The sequence below is a fragment of the Escherichia sp. KTE96 genome (assembly GCF_000408525.1).
In the GTDB taxonomy this organism is placed as follows: domain Bacteria; phylum Pseudomonadota; class Gammaproteobacteria; order Enterobacterales; family Enterobacteriaceae; genus Escherichia; species Escherichia marmotae.
In genome coordinates, this window is sequence record NZ_KE137149.1 from 2,646,632 (window position 1) to 2,660,875 (window position 14,244).

Below are 14,244 nucleotides of genomic sequence, written 5' to 3' on the forward strand. Positions count from 1 at the left end.
AGAATATTATTGACAATTAGGATATGGGATCATGGGAAATAATTTGTTATCAGCGAAGGCTACGCTTCCTGTCTATGAGCGTAATAATTTGATACCTCGAATTGTTCATTTAGGTTTTGGCGCATTTCATCGCGCGCATCAAGGCGTGTATGCCGATATTCTTGCCGCTGAACATTTCAGTGACTGGGGATATTATGAGGTCAACTTAATCGGCGGGGAACAGCAAATCGTCGATCTAAAGCAGCAAGATAATCTCTATACCGTTGCGGAGATGTCCGCAGATGCCTGGACTGCTCGTGTCATTGGCGTAGTGAAAAAAGCGCTGCATGTGCAAATCGACGGTTTGGAAGCGGTACTGGCTGCCATGTGTGAACCGCAAATTTCTATTGTCTCCCTGACAATTACGGAGAAAGGTTATTTCCACTCACCGGCGAGCGGCCAGTTAATGTTGGATCACCCAATGATCGTCGCTGATCTGAACAATCCTCACCAGCCCAAAACGGCACCAGGGGTTATCGTCGAGGCGTTGGCACGACGTAAAGCGGCAGGGTTACAGGCATTTACGGTGATGTCGTGCGATAACATGCCTGAGAATGGTCATGTCATGCGTGACGTTGTCACTTCTTATGCGCGTGCTGTCGACGAAAAACTGGCGCAATGGATTGTAGAAAACGTGACTTTCCCATCGACAATGGTGGATCGCATTGTACCCGCGGTCACGGCAGAAACACTGGATAAAATCGAACAATTCGCCGGTGTGCGTGATCCGGCAGGTGTTGCCTGTGAACCTTTCCGCCAGTGGGTGATTGAAGATAACTTTGTTGCCGGACGCCCGGAATGGGAAAAAGCGGGAGCCGAACTGGTTAGTGATGTACTGCCATATGAAGAGATGAAACTGCGTATGCTCAACGGCAGCCATTCCTTCCTGGCTTATCTGGGATATCTGGCGGGTTATCAGCATATTAATGATTGTATGGAAGATGATAATTATCGCCGTGCAGCGCTTACATTAATGTTGCAGGAACAGGCACCGACGCTGAAAGTGCAGGGGGTGGATCTGCAAGATTATGCTAACCGATTGATTGAGCGCTACAGTAACCCTGCTTTACGCCATCGGACCTGGCAGATTGCGATGGATGGTAGTCAGAAACTGCCGCAACGTATGCTGGATTCTGTGCGCTGGCATTTAGCGCATGGCAGTTCATTTAATCTCCTGGCGCTTGGTGTCGCGGGTTGGATGCGTTATGTCGGCGGTGTAGATGAGCTGGGTAATCCAATTGAGATCAGCGACCCGTTATTGTCTGTGATCCAGCAGACCGTACAAAATAGTGAGGAAGGGAAAGAACGCGTGCGGGCATTGATAGCGATTGAGGCGATCTTTGGTAACGATTTGCCGAACAATGCTTTATTCACAGATAAAGTAACAGAGGCGTATTTGTCTTTATTGACTGAAGGCGCGAAAGCAACCGTGGCAAAATATACCGTGGCGTAAAAACAGCAATGCCGCCATCGGCGGCATTCACACGCTTAGTTCATGCCGAGACGAATCAGGTCCAGAGGCGCGAGTTTTTCATCACAACCTTCAACAACCACGGTTTTTCCGCGGCGGATTTGCTCTGCGGTCAGACCTTCAGTATCAATCGACAGGATCTTGCCAGTGTGACCGGTGCCGCTAACCATAACACGGCTGCCAGTGGTGATTGCGTTACGGTTACGATCGTAGGTCGTCATAGGTGTTTTCTCCTTTCTGATTTACAGTCGAAGCCCACGTAACGGGCGCAATATAAATACTCCTGTCGAGTGAATATTTTTTTGTTTATGATCAAGTTCACATCTTTTTTGATGCTTGCATGAACCAGAAGAAGGGAATGGGGTCTCATCCCGGGTGGGATGAGAGGACATGAATTACTCTTCGCTAAACCAGTCGCTGTTTTCCTGGCGGATTTGCTGCACGGATTCACTTATTTCCTGCAAATGCAGTGTCATTGCTTTTTCTACCGCAGTGACATCATGCTTTTGTAGCGCAGTAAAAATATCCATGTGTTGGCGTAGCAACATATCTGGTGGCGAGACGTGGTCAAAACTCATATAGCGTACCCGGTCAATGGTCGCTTTCAGGTTTTCAATGGTGTCCCACGCGAGCTGACAGTCGGCAATCTGCGTCAGGATTTGGTGGAAGTTATCATCAAGTTCAAAAAAATCATCCAGTTGTTTGCGTTCAATGGCTATACGTTGCTGGTGGAGATTTTGCTCAAGCAGGTAGCACTGGCTATCGGTAATCATGGTCGCCGCTCTGCGGACTACGGCGCACTCAATGGCCTGGCGGATAAAACTACCGTTGCGTACCTGAGTCATGGAGATTTTATTGACGTAGCTGCCACGTTGCGGGCGAATTTGAATCAGGCCATTTTCCGCCAGCTTAATGAAGGCTTCACGAACTGGCTGGCGCGACACATTGAAACGAACAGAAACTTCTTTTTCCGATAACGGCGTACCCGGTGCAATCAGACAATGCACAATGTCGCGACGGAGAATACGATAAATCTGTTGATTGACTGGTTGCGTGGGATTGAGTTGTGTTTCGACGGTCATTCGTTCTTGCTTTTGAGTGGGTTAACTGAGCAAGTCTACCACTTTTTTGTGACAAACAATAACCCGGCGGTTAGGCCGGGTATAAAAATTAATGGCGATGGATATTCAGTCCGGCATAGCTCTGGGTAACTGGCATCATTTCCAGAGTATTGATGTTAACGTGAGCCGGGAGAGTCGCCACCCACCAGACGGCTTCACAGACATCTTCTGGCGTCAGCGCAACGGTGTTTTGATAGGTTTTTTCCGCTTTACCGTCATCGCCTTTAAAGCGGACATTGGAAAATTCAGTACCGCCGACCAGACCTGGCTCGATGTCAGTGACACGAACCGCAGTGCCATGCAGGTCAGTACGCAGATTCAGGCTGAATTGACGAACGAATGCTTTTGTTGCGCCATAAACGTTGCCACCAGCATATGGCCAGCTACCTGCCGTTGAACCAATGTTAATAATATGACCACGATTACGCTCAACCATGCCAGGCAGCACGGCACGCGTCATATACACCAGGCCTTTATTGTTGGTATCAATCATTGTTTCCCAGTCTTCGACACTGGCTTTATGTGCAGGTTCCATACCCAGCGCCAGCCCGGCGTTATTCACCAGAATATCAATGTCACGCCAATCGGCAGGAAGCGATTCCATCATCTCTTCAATAGCGGCGCGATTACGAACATCGAGCTGGGCGATATAAAGGTTATCGCCCAGCTCGTCTTTTAACTCCTGCAACCGCTCCTGGCGTCGACCCGTAGCGATAACTTTATGGCCTTGTTGAATAAAACGACGAGTAATGCATTCACCAAAACCTGCCGTTGCTCCAGTTACTAAAACGATCATCTCACTGTTCCTCAACGCTTTTGTGTGTCCCTTAACATAGCACGTGATGCTTAAGAGCAGGTAATACTGGTTTGTACTCCGTTACCAGTCAGCCTACGCTATGGGACACCTCGCGTTCAGGAGAAGAAAATGACAACAATGAACCCTTTCCTTGTGCAAAGCACACTGCCGTATCTGGCTCCCCGTTTTGATCAAATTGCAGATCATCACTATCGTCCGGCCCTCGACGAGGGGATGCGGCAAAAGCGGGCTGAGATTACCGCTATCACGATCAACCCGCAGACACCTGATTTCACTAACACGATTTTGGCGCTGGAACAGAGCGGTGAATTGCTTACCCGCGTCACCAGCGTCTTTTTTGCCATGACAGCGGCGCATACCAACGATGAGTTACAGCGTCTTGATGAACAGTTTTCCGCCGAACTGGCGGAACTGGCTAATGATATCTATCTGAACGGCGAATTATTCGCGCGGGTGGATGCAGTCTGGCAGCGCCGCGGATCCCTGGGGCTTGATAGTGAATCCATTAGACTGGTTGACGTTATTCATCAGCGTTTTGTCCTTGCCGGAGCCCAACTTGAAGATGCGGATAAAGCAAAATTAAAAGTGCTGAACACCGAAGCCGCGACGCTGACCAGTCAGTTTAACCAGCGCTTATTAGCTGCGAACAAATCCGGTGGAGTGGTGGTTGACGATATTCAGCAACTGGCAGGCATGAGTGAGCAAGAGATTGCTCTGGCGGCCGGGGCGGCTCGCGAGAAAGGTCTGGATAACAAATGGCTTATCCCACTGCTGAACACTACGCAACAACCGGCGCTTGCGGAACTCCGCGATCGTTCCACACGTGAAAAACTGTTCACTGCAGCCTGGACGCGTGCGGAAAAAAATGATGCCAACGATACCCGCGCTATCATTCAACGGCTGGTGGAGATCCGCGCGCAACAGGCAACATTACTTGGCTTCCCTCATTATGCCGCATGGAAAATAGCCGACCAGATGGCAAAAACGCCAGAAGCGGCACTCAACTTTATGCGGGAAATTGTTCCGGCGGCGCGTCAGCGTGCGAGCGATGAATTAGCGTCTATTCAGGCGGTTATCGGAAAACAGCAAGGCGGTTTTAGCGCACAGCCGTGGGACTGGGCGTTTTACGCCGAACAGGTACGTCGTGAGAAATTCGATCTTGATGAGGCGAAACTCAAACCTTATTTTGAATTAAACACGGTACTGAATGAAGGGGTATTCTGGACCGCCAATCAGCTTTTCGGCATTAAGTTTGTCGAACGGTTTGATATACCGGTATATCACCCGGATGTGCGGGTCTGGGAAATCTTTGATCATAACGGTGTTGGACTGGCGCTATTTTACGGTGACTTCTTCGCCCGTGATTCAAAAAGTGGCGGCGCGTGGATGGGTAATTTTGTCGAGCAATCTACGCTCAATGAAACGCGCCCGGTAATTTATAACGTTTGCAATTATCAAAAACCCGCTGCTGGTGAGCCTGCCTTGTTGCTGTGGGATGACGTTATTACCTTATTCCATGAGTTTGGACATACATTGCATGGTCTGTTTGCCTGCCAGCGTTATGCCACGCTTTCCGGCACCAATACGCCGCGTGATTTTGTTGAATTTCCGTCGCAAATCAACGAACACTGGGCAACGCATCCGCAGGTGTTCGCCCGCTATGCCCGACATTATCAAACCAGAGAAGCCATGCCGGAAACTCTGCAACAGAAAATGCGCGATGCCAGCCTGTTCAATAAAGGCTATGAGATGAGCGAACTGCTTAGTGCTGCGCTTCTCGATATGCGTTGGCACTGTTTGCAAGAGAATGAGGCGATGCAGGATGTGGACGATTTCGAACAGCGGGCGCTGGTGGCGGAAAATATGGATCTTCCTGCTGTACCGCCACGTTATCGCAGCAGTTATTTCGCCCACATTTTTGGCGGAGGATATGCGGCGGGTTACTACGCGTATCTGTGGACACAAATGCTGGCAGACGATGGTTATCAGTGGTTTGTTGAGCAGGGCGGATTAACGCGTGAAAATGGGCAATATTTTCGCGAGGCAATCCTATCTAAAGGCAACAGCGAAGATTTAGAACGTCTGTATCGTCAATGGCGCGGTAAGGCACCACAGATTGCACCAATGTTGCAACATCGCGGGCTGGATGTTTAACTCTCCCATATTGCCCCGGACTGATTCCTGCCCGGGGCAATATATACTATGTTATTCATTTCTGTTTTTAGTTTCCCACTGCTATGTCTGGAATTGTTATTCGGTATCTCCGTACATTTGTAGAATTATAATACTGCCAGATGCTCTAATCCATCTGGCCATTGTTTTCCCCCCTTCGGCATAATCAGTATTATATCTTCTGGCTTAAATTGAACCTGTTTTGCCAGATTTAATTATTTTTTTCTGCGTATTTTGTTTTAAATCACGCGGTTATGTTTTTATCCATTAGTAAATATTTTTCTATGGAATTGTTGACATAAGTTTTCTTTTCTCCCGTTACAATAGAACGCACAAGGAACTGTGAAAAAGGAGTGGCAATGATCAAGAAGACAACGGAAATCGATGCCATCTTGTTAGATCTCAATAAGGCTATTGATGCCCATTACCAGTGGCTGGTGAGTATGTTTCACAGCGTGGTAGCGAAAGATGCCAGTAAGCCAGAAATTACAGATAACCATTCTTATGGGCTGTGCCAGTTTGGTCAGTGGATTGATCATCTGGGGCCACTCGATAACGATGAATTACCTTACGTTCGGCTAATGGATTCTGCGCATCAGCATATGCATATCTGCGGACGGGAGTTAATGCTGGCTATTGTTGAAAATCGCTGGCAGGAAGCGCATTTTGACGCATTTCAGGACGGGTTACTTTCTTTTACCGCGGCATTAACCGATTACAAAATTTACCTTTTAACTATTCGTAGCAATATGGATGTTCTGACTGGCTTACCCGGTCGTCGGGTTCTTGATGAGTCCTTTGATCATCAATCACGCAATGCTGAGCCGTTGAATCTCTATTTAATATTGCTGGATATAGACCGATTTAAATTGGTTAATGATACCTACGGGCATTTAATAGGCGATGTGGTATTACGCACGCTGGCAACTTACTTAGCTACCTGGACGCGTGATTACGAAACGGTTTATCGCTATGGCGGCGAAGAATTTATCATCATCGTCAAAGCTGCTAATGATGAAAAGGCATGCCGTGCCGGAGTTCGTATTTGCCAGTTAGTCGATAACCACGCAATTGCACATTCTGACGGGCATATCAACATAACCGTGACCGCTGGAGTCAGCCGGGCATTTCCTGAAGAGTCGCTGGATGCGGTAATCGGAAGAGCAGACAGAGCAATGTATGAAGGTAAGCAGACCGGAAGAAACCGCTGCATGTTTATTGATGAACAGAGCGTGATTACTCGAGTTTAAACACCGTTTAACATTCATTGAGAAACGTGATGCTACTGTGTCAGCGATCCGCTACCAGTGCAGGAAAATGCCTGTTAGCGTAAAAGCAAAACACAAATCAATCCATGCAAGCATTCACCGCCGGTTTACTGGCGGTTTTTTTTCGCCGTCAGAAAAATCAGGCCCCTTGTACACAACTGTAACAAGGGGCCGGTTAGGTGAGGGATTATCTCCGTTCATTAGTCATCCCATTTGTGGCTGAAATACGCGGCCAGAAAACCAGAAAATAAAATTATTCCCAGTACGGCGATAAAAACATTCATATTACCCAGCATTATTTGCCTCCGTTTATGGTGTGGTGTATTTCCTCGCTTACCTTAATTTTCATCTCAATGAGGAAGATATTAGCAGAGGTAACCTAAACGAAGGCTGAATTAGGTGGTTAATGTGATGGTGGTCTGTTGTTTTTCCGATATTGTGAAGGGGATAATAAAAAACGCTGGTGAAAATGATGACGCAGTAACGCAGAATGACTAAACCCCGTCAGCTCGGCAATTTTATCGATGTTAAAAGCCGAATTTTGCAGATAATCCTGTACGCGTATTAATCGCCGTTGTCGCAGGAAAATAATCCGCAGCGCCGTACCACACTGGCACGGCTCGTCCGTCAACAAAGCACCGGCTGCCCCCACGTTCTGGTGCGAATACCTTTTAACATCAGCATCCACGCCGCAATGATCACCAACGCTAAGATGACAAACAGCGAGGAAGGCGGCATGGTAGTGAGCACGATACCACTCACCAGTGGATTTATCGCTGCGCCAAGCCAGCCTAATGACTGGGCGGAAAAATAACTGGCTTTCATCCCCGGCGGCGCAATATGGTCAATCAACATGTACTCACCAGGGGCATAAATGATCTCACCGAGGGTAAATACCGCGGCTGAAATTCCCCAAAGTAGCAGGCTGTTGCCGGAAAAGATAAACCCGATCAGACCGACGACAAAACAGAGGGTGCCCACCGTCATTAATGCGCGAATGTTGGTCGGATTAATGCGACGACCCACGGAATATTGCAACGTAACCACCATCGCAGCATTAACCGGAAGAACAACCGCGACCACCTTTTCGGCAAAATCGCCATCAGCAATCACCATCACATATTGTGAAATGCACGAGGCAAAAGCACCGCTCACGAAAGAAGCAAGAAAGGCAGAGCAGGTGAACCACAGCAGAGCTTTATCCTGTAACAAAACTTTTGGCGACCAGACGCTACCCGCCTCTGTGGCGATGATTTTCTCGCTGCGCTTTACCCAAATTTGAATGAAAAGCATGGGGAACGCGGAACAGATGGCGGCCAGCCAAAAGGGCAGATTGATGCTTTGCATCACCAATAGCGTGCCGAGCGGTGGGCCGATGGTCCAGCCAATGTTGAGCATGGTGTAGTTGATCGAGAAGATCTTCGTTTTGCTGGTGGATGAAAGATTATCGGCAAACCAGGCTTTCAACACGGTAGCAAAAACGGAATAGGCGCAGTTGATGAGAGCAAAGAACAGCACCACCAGCGTTACGCTGTCCACCAGGGGAATGGCGATAAAACCGCTGGCGAAGGCGGTAATTGCCAGTAACATATAACGTTTCTTGTCGAACTTATCCGCCAGAATGCCAAATCCAAGGCTAAAAACCACGCCGATGGTTAGTGCAATTGTCATCGCATAACCGATCAGATCGACTCCCAGACCGTACTGGCGACTCAAATAAATGGTCATAAACGGTAGCGTGGCACCCCGTCCGATGGTTAATAACAACGATGAGGCGAGAAGGGCGCAGGTAGAGCGTCTCAGGGATAAGTTCATTTGGCTGTCCGGCGGTGCGTTTTGTTATGTTTTGTTTTCGAGATGTAAAGAAATAGCATGGCAAAAATCCGAAGTATAGCGACTTATTTGCCATTAATGCCGTCGGAAACGATGGCTAACGAATCAACTGTTAAAGAAAAGTAAATTCAGCTAAGTTGATTGCTTACAAAAGATGAAAATTCAGAGGCGGTAGAATGTCGCGAAAAGATGGGTTATTGGCGCTACTGGTTGTGGTGGTGTGGGGGCTTAATTTTGTGGTCATCAAAGTGGGACTTCACAACATGCCACCGCTGATGCTGGCCGGTATGCGCTTTATGCTGGTCGCTTTCCCGGCTATCTTTTTTGTCGCACGGCCGAAAGTACCGCTGAATTTACTGCTGGGGTATGGTTTAACCATCAGTTTTGCGCAGTTTGCCTTTCTCTTCTGCGCCATTAACTTCGGTATGCCGGCTGGACTGGCCTCGCTGGTATTACAGGCTCAGGCGTTTTTTACTATCGTGCTTGGCGCGTTTACTTTCGGTGAGCGACTGCATGGCAAACAACTGGCGGGGATCGCCTTAGCGATTTTTGGTGTACTGGTGTTAATCGAAGATAGCCTGAACGGTCAGCATGTAGCGATGCTCGGCTTTATGTTGACCCTGGCGGCAGCATTTAGCTGGGCGTGTGGCAACATCTTCAATAAAAAGATCATGTCGCATTCATCGCGTCCGGCGGTGATGTCGCTGGTGATATGGAGTGCATTAATTCCCATTATTCCGTTCTTTGTCGCTTCACTCATTCTCGATGGTTCTGCAACCATGATTCACAGCCTGGTCACTATCGACATGATCACCATTTTATCTCTGATGTATCTGGCGTTTGTGGCGACAATTGTCGGTTATGGGATCTGGGGGACGCTGCTGGGTCGCTATGAAACCTGGCGTGTTGCACCGTTATCGTTACTGGTGCCGGTAGTTGGTCTGGCAAGTGCGGCATTATTGCTGGATGAACGATTAACGGGTCTGCAATTTTTCGGTGCGGTGCTGATAATGGGTGGGCTGTATATCAATGTGTTTGGTTTGCGCTGGCGTAAAGCGGTGAAGGTGAGAGGCTAATAAGCCCCGATATCCCGGGGCCAGAATTAATTACATGGTGTGTTGATTATAATAAGGCACGCCCAGCGCATCCGACTTATCACTGCCTGTCCCCATGTGATTTAAATCGAAAGGGGGTTGTTCCTGCGATGGAGGAACAATCACTTCATCGCCGCAGGGAGTAACGACCGGCTGCGTAGTTTGTTCCGCAAATCCCTGCGCGGAAAAGAGAATAAGCGCGGTTGCTATTGCGGATAAAAGTGGTTTCATGATTGCCTCAAGTGACGTTGTCACGTTTTAACTAACTATTGTAATGATTCAACGGATGTAAAAAGCGCGATTCGCCCTGTATATTCGCCATCCGATATTTATGCGGCGGAACATCAAAATAGTTTTTGAAGGTGCGGGTCAGGGTTTGCTGGGACTCGAAACCATAACGTTCTGCCAGATAGAGTATTGGCTCGTTACTTTCTTTCAGCTTTTGCGCGATTTCCGTCATTTTACGGCTGCGGATGTATTGACCTAATGAATGGCCAGTTTCTTTTTTAAACATCCGTTGCAGGTGCCATTTGGAGTAACCTGAACGCTCTGACACTTTTTCCAGTGACAGTGGTGATTCCAGGTTGTCCTCGATCCAGTCCAAAATGCTATGAATAGTAATAGCGTCAGTATTGCGTCTGGACATCGTCATACCTCTTTTTTTGTTTACGGCAGGACTTTCTTAAGCAAACGCTCAAGCGTTGCCACTTCGTCCGCCGTCAGGTTTTTTGTTAATTCTTGATGCAGGTCCTGGCCAACTAATTGATGGCATTGTTCACATATTGCCGCGCCGCTGGCGGTGAGCTTTACCAGCACGCCGCGCTTGTCATTCGGGTTAGGCAACCGTTCCACCCAACCTTTACAGACCAGGCGATCCAGCATACGGGTCAGTGCTCCCAGGTCGACCGACAACACTTTTTTCAGCTCGACCGGTGTAATGCACGCTGCGCAGCGGATAGAGCAGAGCACCTTAAACTGTGCCGCAGTGATATCCAGCGGTGACAGATAATCGTTAAGCAGACGGTCTTTCTTCTGATTAACCATATAGATTAAGCGACCCAATGGGATGATTTCATTGAACAGGTCGCTGGTACTTTTCACATTAGTTGCCCTGGCAAGTAATTAGTTGCGGGGGATAATATTGCCCAGGCAAGTATAAGTCAAATGAATGGGTTGGCAGATGCCACGTTTTGCTAAATCGGTTCAAGTTTTGGTCAGCGCAATGCAAGGAAAGTTAAAGAGTGAAACTTTCTCCTTGTTTACCCTTTATACTTTTCGCTGATAACTAAGAGACACAGGATAACAATCACCAATGTTAGATTTGTTTAAAGCGATTGGTCTGGGGCTGGTGGTGTTACTGCCGTTAGCTAACCCGCTTACTACCGTAGCGTTGTTTCTCGGTCTGGCGGGCAACATGAACAGTGCCGAACGTAATCGCCAGTCGTTGATGGCCTCAGTGTATGTATTTGCCATCATGATGGTGGCGTATTACGCCGGGCAACTGGTGATGGATACCTTCGGCATTTCGATTCCCGGTCTGCGGATTGCAGGCGGACTAATCGTTGCGTTTATCGGTTTTCGTATGCTCTTTCCACAGCAAAAGGCAACGGACTCTCCGGAGGCAAAAAGTAAATCGGAAGAACTGGAAGATGAACCCAGCACCAATATTGCTTTTGTGCCGCTGGCAATGCCAAGTACCGCCGGGCCGGGAACCATTGCGATGATCATTAGCTCGGCGTCCACTGTGCGTCAGAGCTCAACTTTCGCGGACTGGGTACTGATGGTTGCGCCGCCGCTGATCTTTTTCCTGGTGGCGGTCATTTTATGGGGAAGTCTGCGTAGCTCTGGTGCCATTATGCGGCTGGTGGGCAAGGGAGGAATTGAAGCGATCTCCCGCCTGATGGGGTTCTTACTGGTTTGTATGGGTGTGCAGTTTATTATTAACGGCATCCTGGAAATTATTAAAACTTACCATTAAAAAAGGCCCGAATGGGCCTTTGAGACTGATAACAAAAGCAAAATTGCCTGATGCGCTACGCTTATCAGGCCTGATCTCTGCAATGTATTGAATTTGCGTGGTTTTGTAGGCCGGATAAGGCGTTCCCGCCGAATCCGGCACCGCGTTCGGGCCTTCCAATTATCGTGTCTGTTCTTCGAGTGCCACAGGCCAGCGGCGGAATATTATGATCGACCATATCAATGCGGCGAGTGCCGGAACTGCGCCCACATAACCAATCATCGACATTGACCAGTGCAGACTGACCTGATTACCCACCAGCGCCCCGGCACCAATGCCAATATTAAATATCCCGGAGAATAGCGCCATCGCAACGTCGGTGGCATCCGGTGCCAGCGCCAGCACTTTAACCTGCATCCCAAGCCCGATGATCATCATCGCGATCCCCCAGAAAATGCTCAGTACGCCGAGGTGTATCTCGCTACTTGCCGAAGGTAACAGTAACGCCAGGCACACCAGCAACAGCGCAATCGCAGCACTGACCAGAATAGATGCATACTGGTTACCAAGCTTACCGAAAATCAGGCTACCAATAATGCCCGCGCCACCGAGCATCAACAGCAATGCCGTGGCAAAGTTGGCGCTGAATCCCGCAACATTTTGCACAAAAGGTTCGATATAGCTGTATGCCGTGTAATGGGCGGTAACGACCACCACAGTCAGCAAATAAATGCTTATCAATGCCGGGCGGCGGAACAGTTGCGGAAGGCTTTTTAATGAGCCGGAATGTTCGCTGGGCAGTAATGGCAGTAGCTTGATGAGGCACAGAAGGGTAAGAAGCGCCCCGATACCGATCGCGAGGAATGTCGTTCGCCAGCCGAAATATTGCCCCACAATGCGCCCGATAGGTAAACCTAATACCATTGCCAGTGCTGTGCCGGTGGCAATTAAACTCAATGCCTGCGCTCGCTTTCCGGCGGGTGCCATACGGATCGCCAGTGACGCCGTAATCGACCAGAAAATAGCATGAGCGAAAGCTACGCCAATACGGCTGATCACCAGAACAGTAAAACTCCACGATAAAAACGACAGGATGTGGCTGGCGATAAACACCACAAACAGGCAGATCAGCAACTTGCGGCGTTCGACCTGACTGGTCATTAGCATAAAAGGCAGTGACATTAGCGCCACTACCCACGCATAAATGGTCAACATGATACCGACTTGTGCGGTTTGCATATGGAAGCTTTGCGCAATGTCAGAAAGCAGACCAACAGGAACAAATTCAGTGGTATTGAAGATAAAGGCGGCGACTGCCAGCGTAACTACCCGTAGCCACGCCACTTTGCGGGAAACAATATTCGTTGTCATAACAGATTATCGGGTGAGTTGCGAAAAGGTAATGAAATGATCTTAAAACGGTTAATGATCTGAATACAATGACTTTGTGACCTGTGTCGCGTTTTGCCGCTTCATGTTGTGCCAACTACTGCGTGAGTGGCAGGTACAGCATACAGAGCAGAAAATTTTTTCATCATGCTTAGTCTGGCACATCCAGCAGCTCAATAAATGCCTCAAGCGGACGTGTTTTCGCACCGCGACGCCAGGCCAGCCAGGTTGTTAACCAACGCCATTGCTCACCTAACGGCCAGGCTTCAACCTGATGATGCCCTGGCATACTTTCCAGCATAGAGCGAGGGATAAGCGCAATGCCTGCACCCGCGATAACACAAGCCAGCATGCCGTGATATGACTCCATCTCATGAATAGTCCCCGGAGCTGCGCCGTCAGCATGAAACCAGCGCTCAAAATGGCGGCGATACGAGCAATTGGCACGGAAGGCATAAATGTTACAGCCATTAACCTGACTGGCGCGGGTTACTGGCATATGCCCTTGTGGCGTGACGATCATCAACTCCTCGCGGTAAACCGGTATCCCGTCGATGGCAGTATGGCTGATTGGCCCATCGATAAATGCCGCATTCAGTTTCCCCTCCAGTACACCGTCCAGCATGGTGCCGGATGGGCCGGTAGAGAGTGAAAACTGAATTTTAGGGTAGCGACGGTTAAATTCAGCCAGCGTTGCCGGAATACGCACAGCGGCGGTGCTTTCCAGCGACCCGAGAGAAAACAGACCTTGCGGCTCATCGCCAGCTACAACGTTCCGCGCCTCATCCACCAGCGCGAGAATTTGTTGGCTATAGCGTAAAAAATTATGCCCGGCGGGAGAAAGCCGTAACCGCTGATTCTCGCGAATAAACAGTTCAACGCCGAGTTCTGTTTCCAGTTGGCGTATACGGGTCGTGAGATTAGAAGGTACACGATGCACTTTTGCCGCAGCCTGGGTAATGCTGCCTGCCTCAGCAACGGCGTTAAACATCTCCAGTTGGGTTAGATCCATAGTATTCTCAATTCGTGAATAAGTGGCTTAATATTATTCATTTTAAAGTAAGAGTAAATCTGCGTATCTTT

Annotated in this window: 16 protein-coding genes and 1 pseudogene; 5 read left to right on the forward strand and 12 right to left on the reverse strand. The window is 48.8% G+C overall.

Annotated features, from left to right (window positions below; all coding sequences use genetic code 11):
- Window positions 1-31 precede the first annotated feature (31 nt).
- Window positions 32-1,492, forward strand: coding sequence for a mannitol dehydrogenase family protein (locus tag A1WG_RS02210; RefSeq protein WP_001516356.1), 1,461 nt, complete (start codon window positions 32-34; stop codon window positions 1,490-1,492).
- A 35-nt stretch (window positions 1,493-1,527) separates the two neighbouring features.
- Here the strand turns inward: A1WG_RS02210 and ydfZ are convergent, their stop codons facing one another.
- From ydfZ to ydfG, 3 genes are all read right to left on the reverse strand, one after another.
- Complete coding sequence (gene ydfZ / locus A1WG_RS02205; protein WP_000214710.1) at window positions 1,528-1,731, reverse strand: putative selenium delivery protein YdfZ; 204 nt, start codon at window positions 1,729-1,731, stop codon at window positions 1,528-1,530.
- 174 nt (window positions 1,732-1,905) lie between these two features.
- A complete protein-coding gene (locus tag A1WG_RS02200; RefSeq protein ID WP_000215557.1) occupies window positions 1,906-2,592 on the reverse strand; it encodes a GntR family transcriptional regulator in 687 nt (228 codons plus the stop codon).
- Between the two features lie 88 nt (window positions 2,593-2,680).
- Window positions 2,681-3,427 (reverse strand): bifunctional NADP-dependent 3-hydroxy acid dehydrogenase/3-hydroxypropionate dehydrogenase YdfG, encoded by a 747-nt coding sequence (gene ydfG / locus A1WG_RS02195; protein WP_000636576.1) that lies wholly within the window; start codon window positions 3,425-3,427, stop codon window positions 2,681-2,683.
- Between the two features lie 129 nt (window positions 3,428-3,556).
- Here ydfG and dcp point away from each other — a divergent pair, with 129 nt between their 5' ends.
- Window positions 3,557-5,602 carry a peptidyl-dipeptidase Dcp gene (gene dcp / locus A1WG_RS02190; RefSeq protein WP_016242633.1) on the forward strand — a complete coding sequence of 682 codons (2,046 nt, stop codon included), beginning with the start codon at window positions 3,557-3,559 and terminating at the stop codon, window positions 5,600-5,602.
- A 377-nt stretch (window positions 5,603-5,979) separates the two neighbouring features.
- Window positions 5,980-6,870, forward strand: coding sequence for a diguanylate cyclase DgcZ (dgcZ, locus tag A1WG_RS02185; RefSeq protein ID WP_001516358.1), 891 nt, complete (start codon window positions 5,980-5,982; stop codon window positions 6,868-6,870).
- 114 nt (window positions 6,871-6,984) lie between these two features.
- Here dgcZ and mgtT read toward each other — a convergent pair whose 3' ends face one another.
- From mgtT to ydeE, 4 genes and pseudogenes are all read right to left on the reverse strand, one after another.
- Complete coding sequence (mgtT, locus tag A1WG_RS25030; RefSeq protein WP_214678605.1) at window positions 6,985-7,089, reverse strand: protein MgtT; 105 nt, start codon at window positions 7,087-7,089, stop codon at window positions 6,985-6,987.
- Window positions 7,089-7,184: a protein MgtS gene (gene mgtS, locus A1WG_RS02180; protein ID WP_000901364.1), complete on the reverse strand. Its 96-nt coding sequence runs from the start codon at window positions 7,182-7,184 to the stop codon at window positions 7,089-7,091. The genes mgtT and mgtS overlap by 1 nt, the downstream gene beginning before the upstream one ends.
- A gap of 107 nt (window positions 7,185-7,291) precedes the next feature.
- Window positions 7,292-7,474: pseudogene (locus A1WG_RS25435) on the reverse strand (helix-turn-helix domain-containing protein); the annotation flags it as partial.
- Window positions 7,475-7,515: 41 nt separating this feature from the next.
- Window positions 7,516-8,703, reverse strand: a complete 1,188-nt coding sequence (gene ydeE, locus A1WG_RS02175) for an efflux MFS transporter YdeE (protein WP_001054142.1) — start codon at window positions 8,701-8,703, stop codon at window positions 7,516-7,518.
- 194 nt (window positions 8,704-8,897) lie between these two features.
- Here ydeE and eamA point away from each other — a divergent pair, with 194 nt between their 5' ends.
- Window positions 8,898-9,797 carry an O-acetylserine/cysteine exporter gene (gene eamA / locus A1WG_RS02170; RefSeq protein ID WP_000087186.1) on the forward strand — a complete coding sequence of 300 codons (900 nt, stop codon included), beginning with the start codon at window positions 8,898-8,900 and terminating at the stop codon, window positions 9,795-9,797.
- A 30-nt stretch (window positions 9,798-9,827) separates the two neighbouring features.
- Here eamA and marB read toward each other — a convergent pair whose 3' ends face one another.
- Genes marB through marR form a run of 3 tightly spaced genes read right to left on the reverse strand, consistent with a single transcriptional unit; the run spans window position 9,828 to window position 10,916 of the window.
- Window positions 9,828-10,046 (reverse strand): multiple antibiotic resistance protein MarB, encoded by a 219-nt coding sequence (gene marB, locus A1WG_RS02165; protein WP_000803534.1) that lies wholly within the window; start codon window positions 10,044-10,046, stop codon window positions 9,828-9,830.
- 31 nt (window positions 10,047-10,077) lie between these two features.
- Entirely contained in the window at window positions 10,078-10,461 is a 384-nt protein-coding gene (gene marA, locus A1WG_RS02160) for an MDR efflux pump AcrAB transcriptional activator MarA (protein WP_000091195.1), read from the reverse strand.
- Between the two features lie 20 nt (window positions 10,462-10,481).
- On the reverse strand, window positions 10,482-10,916 hold the full coding sequence (gene marR, locus A1WG_RS02155; RefSeq protein ID WP_001516361.1) for a multiple antibiotic resistance transcriptional regulator MarR: 435 nt from the start codon (window positions 10,914-10,916) through the stop codon (window positions 10,482-10,484).
- A gap of 211 nt (window positions 10,917-11,127) precedes the next feature.
- Here marR and marC point away from each other — a divergent pair, with 211 nt between their 5' ends.
- The gene (marC, locus tag A1WG_RS02150; protein ID WP_000885037.1) at window positions 11,128-11,793 is read left to right on the forward strand and encodes an NAAT family transporter MarC; all 666 of its coding nucleotides are present in this window, start codon (window positions 11,128-11,130) and stop codon (window positions 11,791-11,793) included.
- A gap of 159 nt (window positions 11,794-11,952) precedes the next feature.
- Here marC and ydeA read toward each other — a convergent pair whose 3' ends face one another.
- Window positions 11,953-13,143, reverse strand: coding sequence for an L-arabinose MFS transporter (gene ydeA, locus A1WG_RS02145; RefSeq protein WP_000210461.1), 1,191 nt, complete (start codon window positions 13,141-13,143; stop codon window positions 11,953-11,955).
- 169 nt (window positions 13,144-13,312) lie between these two features.
- Window positions 13,313-14,173: a putrescine utilization regulator PtrR gene (ptrR, locus tag A1WG_RS02140; RefSeq protein ID WP_001516362.1), complete on the reverse strand. Its 861-nt coding sequence runs from the start codon at window positions 14,171-14,173 to the stop codon at window positions 13,313-13,315.
- Between the last annotated feature and the right edge of the window lie 71 nt (window positions 14,174-14,244).

Excerpts from the sequence above, each read along its gene's own strand:
- ydfG (WP_000636576.1), bottom strand. The coding sequence starts at position 3,427 with ATGATCGTTTTAGTAACTGGAGCAACGGCAGGTTTTGGTGAATGCATT.
- marA (WP_000091195.1), bottom strand. The coding sequence starts at position 10,461 with ATGTCCAGACGCAATACTGACGCTATTACTATTCATAGCATTTTGGAC.
- dcp (WP_016242633.1), top strand. The coding sequence starts at position 3,557 with ATGACAACAATGAACCCTTTCCTTGTGCAAAGCACACTGCCGTATCTG.
- mgtT (WP_214678605.1), bottom strand. The coding sequence starts at position 7,089 with ATGAACGGAGATAATCCCTCACCTAACCGGCCCCTTGTTACAGTTGTG.
- dgcZ (WP_001516358.1), top strand. The coding sequence starts at position 5,980 with ATGATCAAGAAGACAACGGAAATCGATGCCATCTTGTTAGATCTCAAT.
- ydeA (WP_000210461.1), bottom strand. The coding sequence starts at position 13,143 with ATGACAACGAATATTGTTTCCCGCAAAGTGGCGTGGCTACGGGTAGTT.
- A1WG_RS02200 (WP_000215557.1), bottom strand. The coding sequence starts at position 2,592 with ATGACCGTCGAAACACAACTCAATCCCACGCAACCAGTCAATCAACAG.
- A1WG_RS02210 (WP_001516356.1), top strand. The coding sequence starts at position 32 with ATGGGAAATAATTTGTTATCAGCGAAGGCTACGCTTCCTGTCTATGAG.
- marB (WP_000803534.1), bottom strand. The coding sequence starts at position 10,046 with ATGAAACCACTTTTATCCGCAATAGCAACCGCGCTTATTCTCTTTTCC.
- eamA (WP_000087186.1), top strand. The coding sequence starts at position 8,898 with ATGTCGCGAAAAGATGGGTTATTGGCGCTACTGGTTGTGGTGGTGTGG.
- ptrR (WP_001516362.1), bottom strand. The coding sequence starts at position 14,173 with ATGGATCTAACCCAACTGGAGATGTTTAACGCCGTTGCTGAGGCAGGC.
- marC (WP_000885037.1), top strand. The coding sequence starts at position 11,128 with ATGTTAGATTTGTTTAAAGCGATTGGTCTGGGGCTGGTGGTGTTACTG.
- ydfZ (WP_000214710.1), bottom strand. The coding sequence starts at position 1,731 with ATGACGACCTACGATCGTAACCGTAACGCAATCACCACTGGCAGCCGT.
- ydeE (WP_001054142.1), bottom strand. The coding sequence starts at position 8,703 with ATGAACTTATCCCTGAGACGCTCTACCTGCGCCCTTCTCGCCTCATCG.
- mgtS (WP_000901364.1), bottom strand. The coding sequence starts at position 7,184 with ATGCTGGGTAATATGAATGTTTTTATCGCCGTACTGGGAATAATTTTA.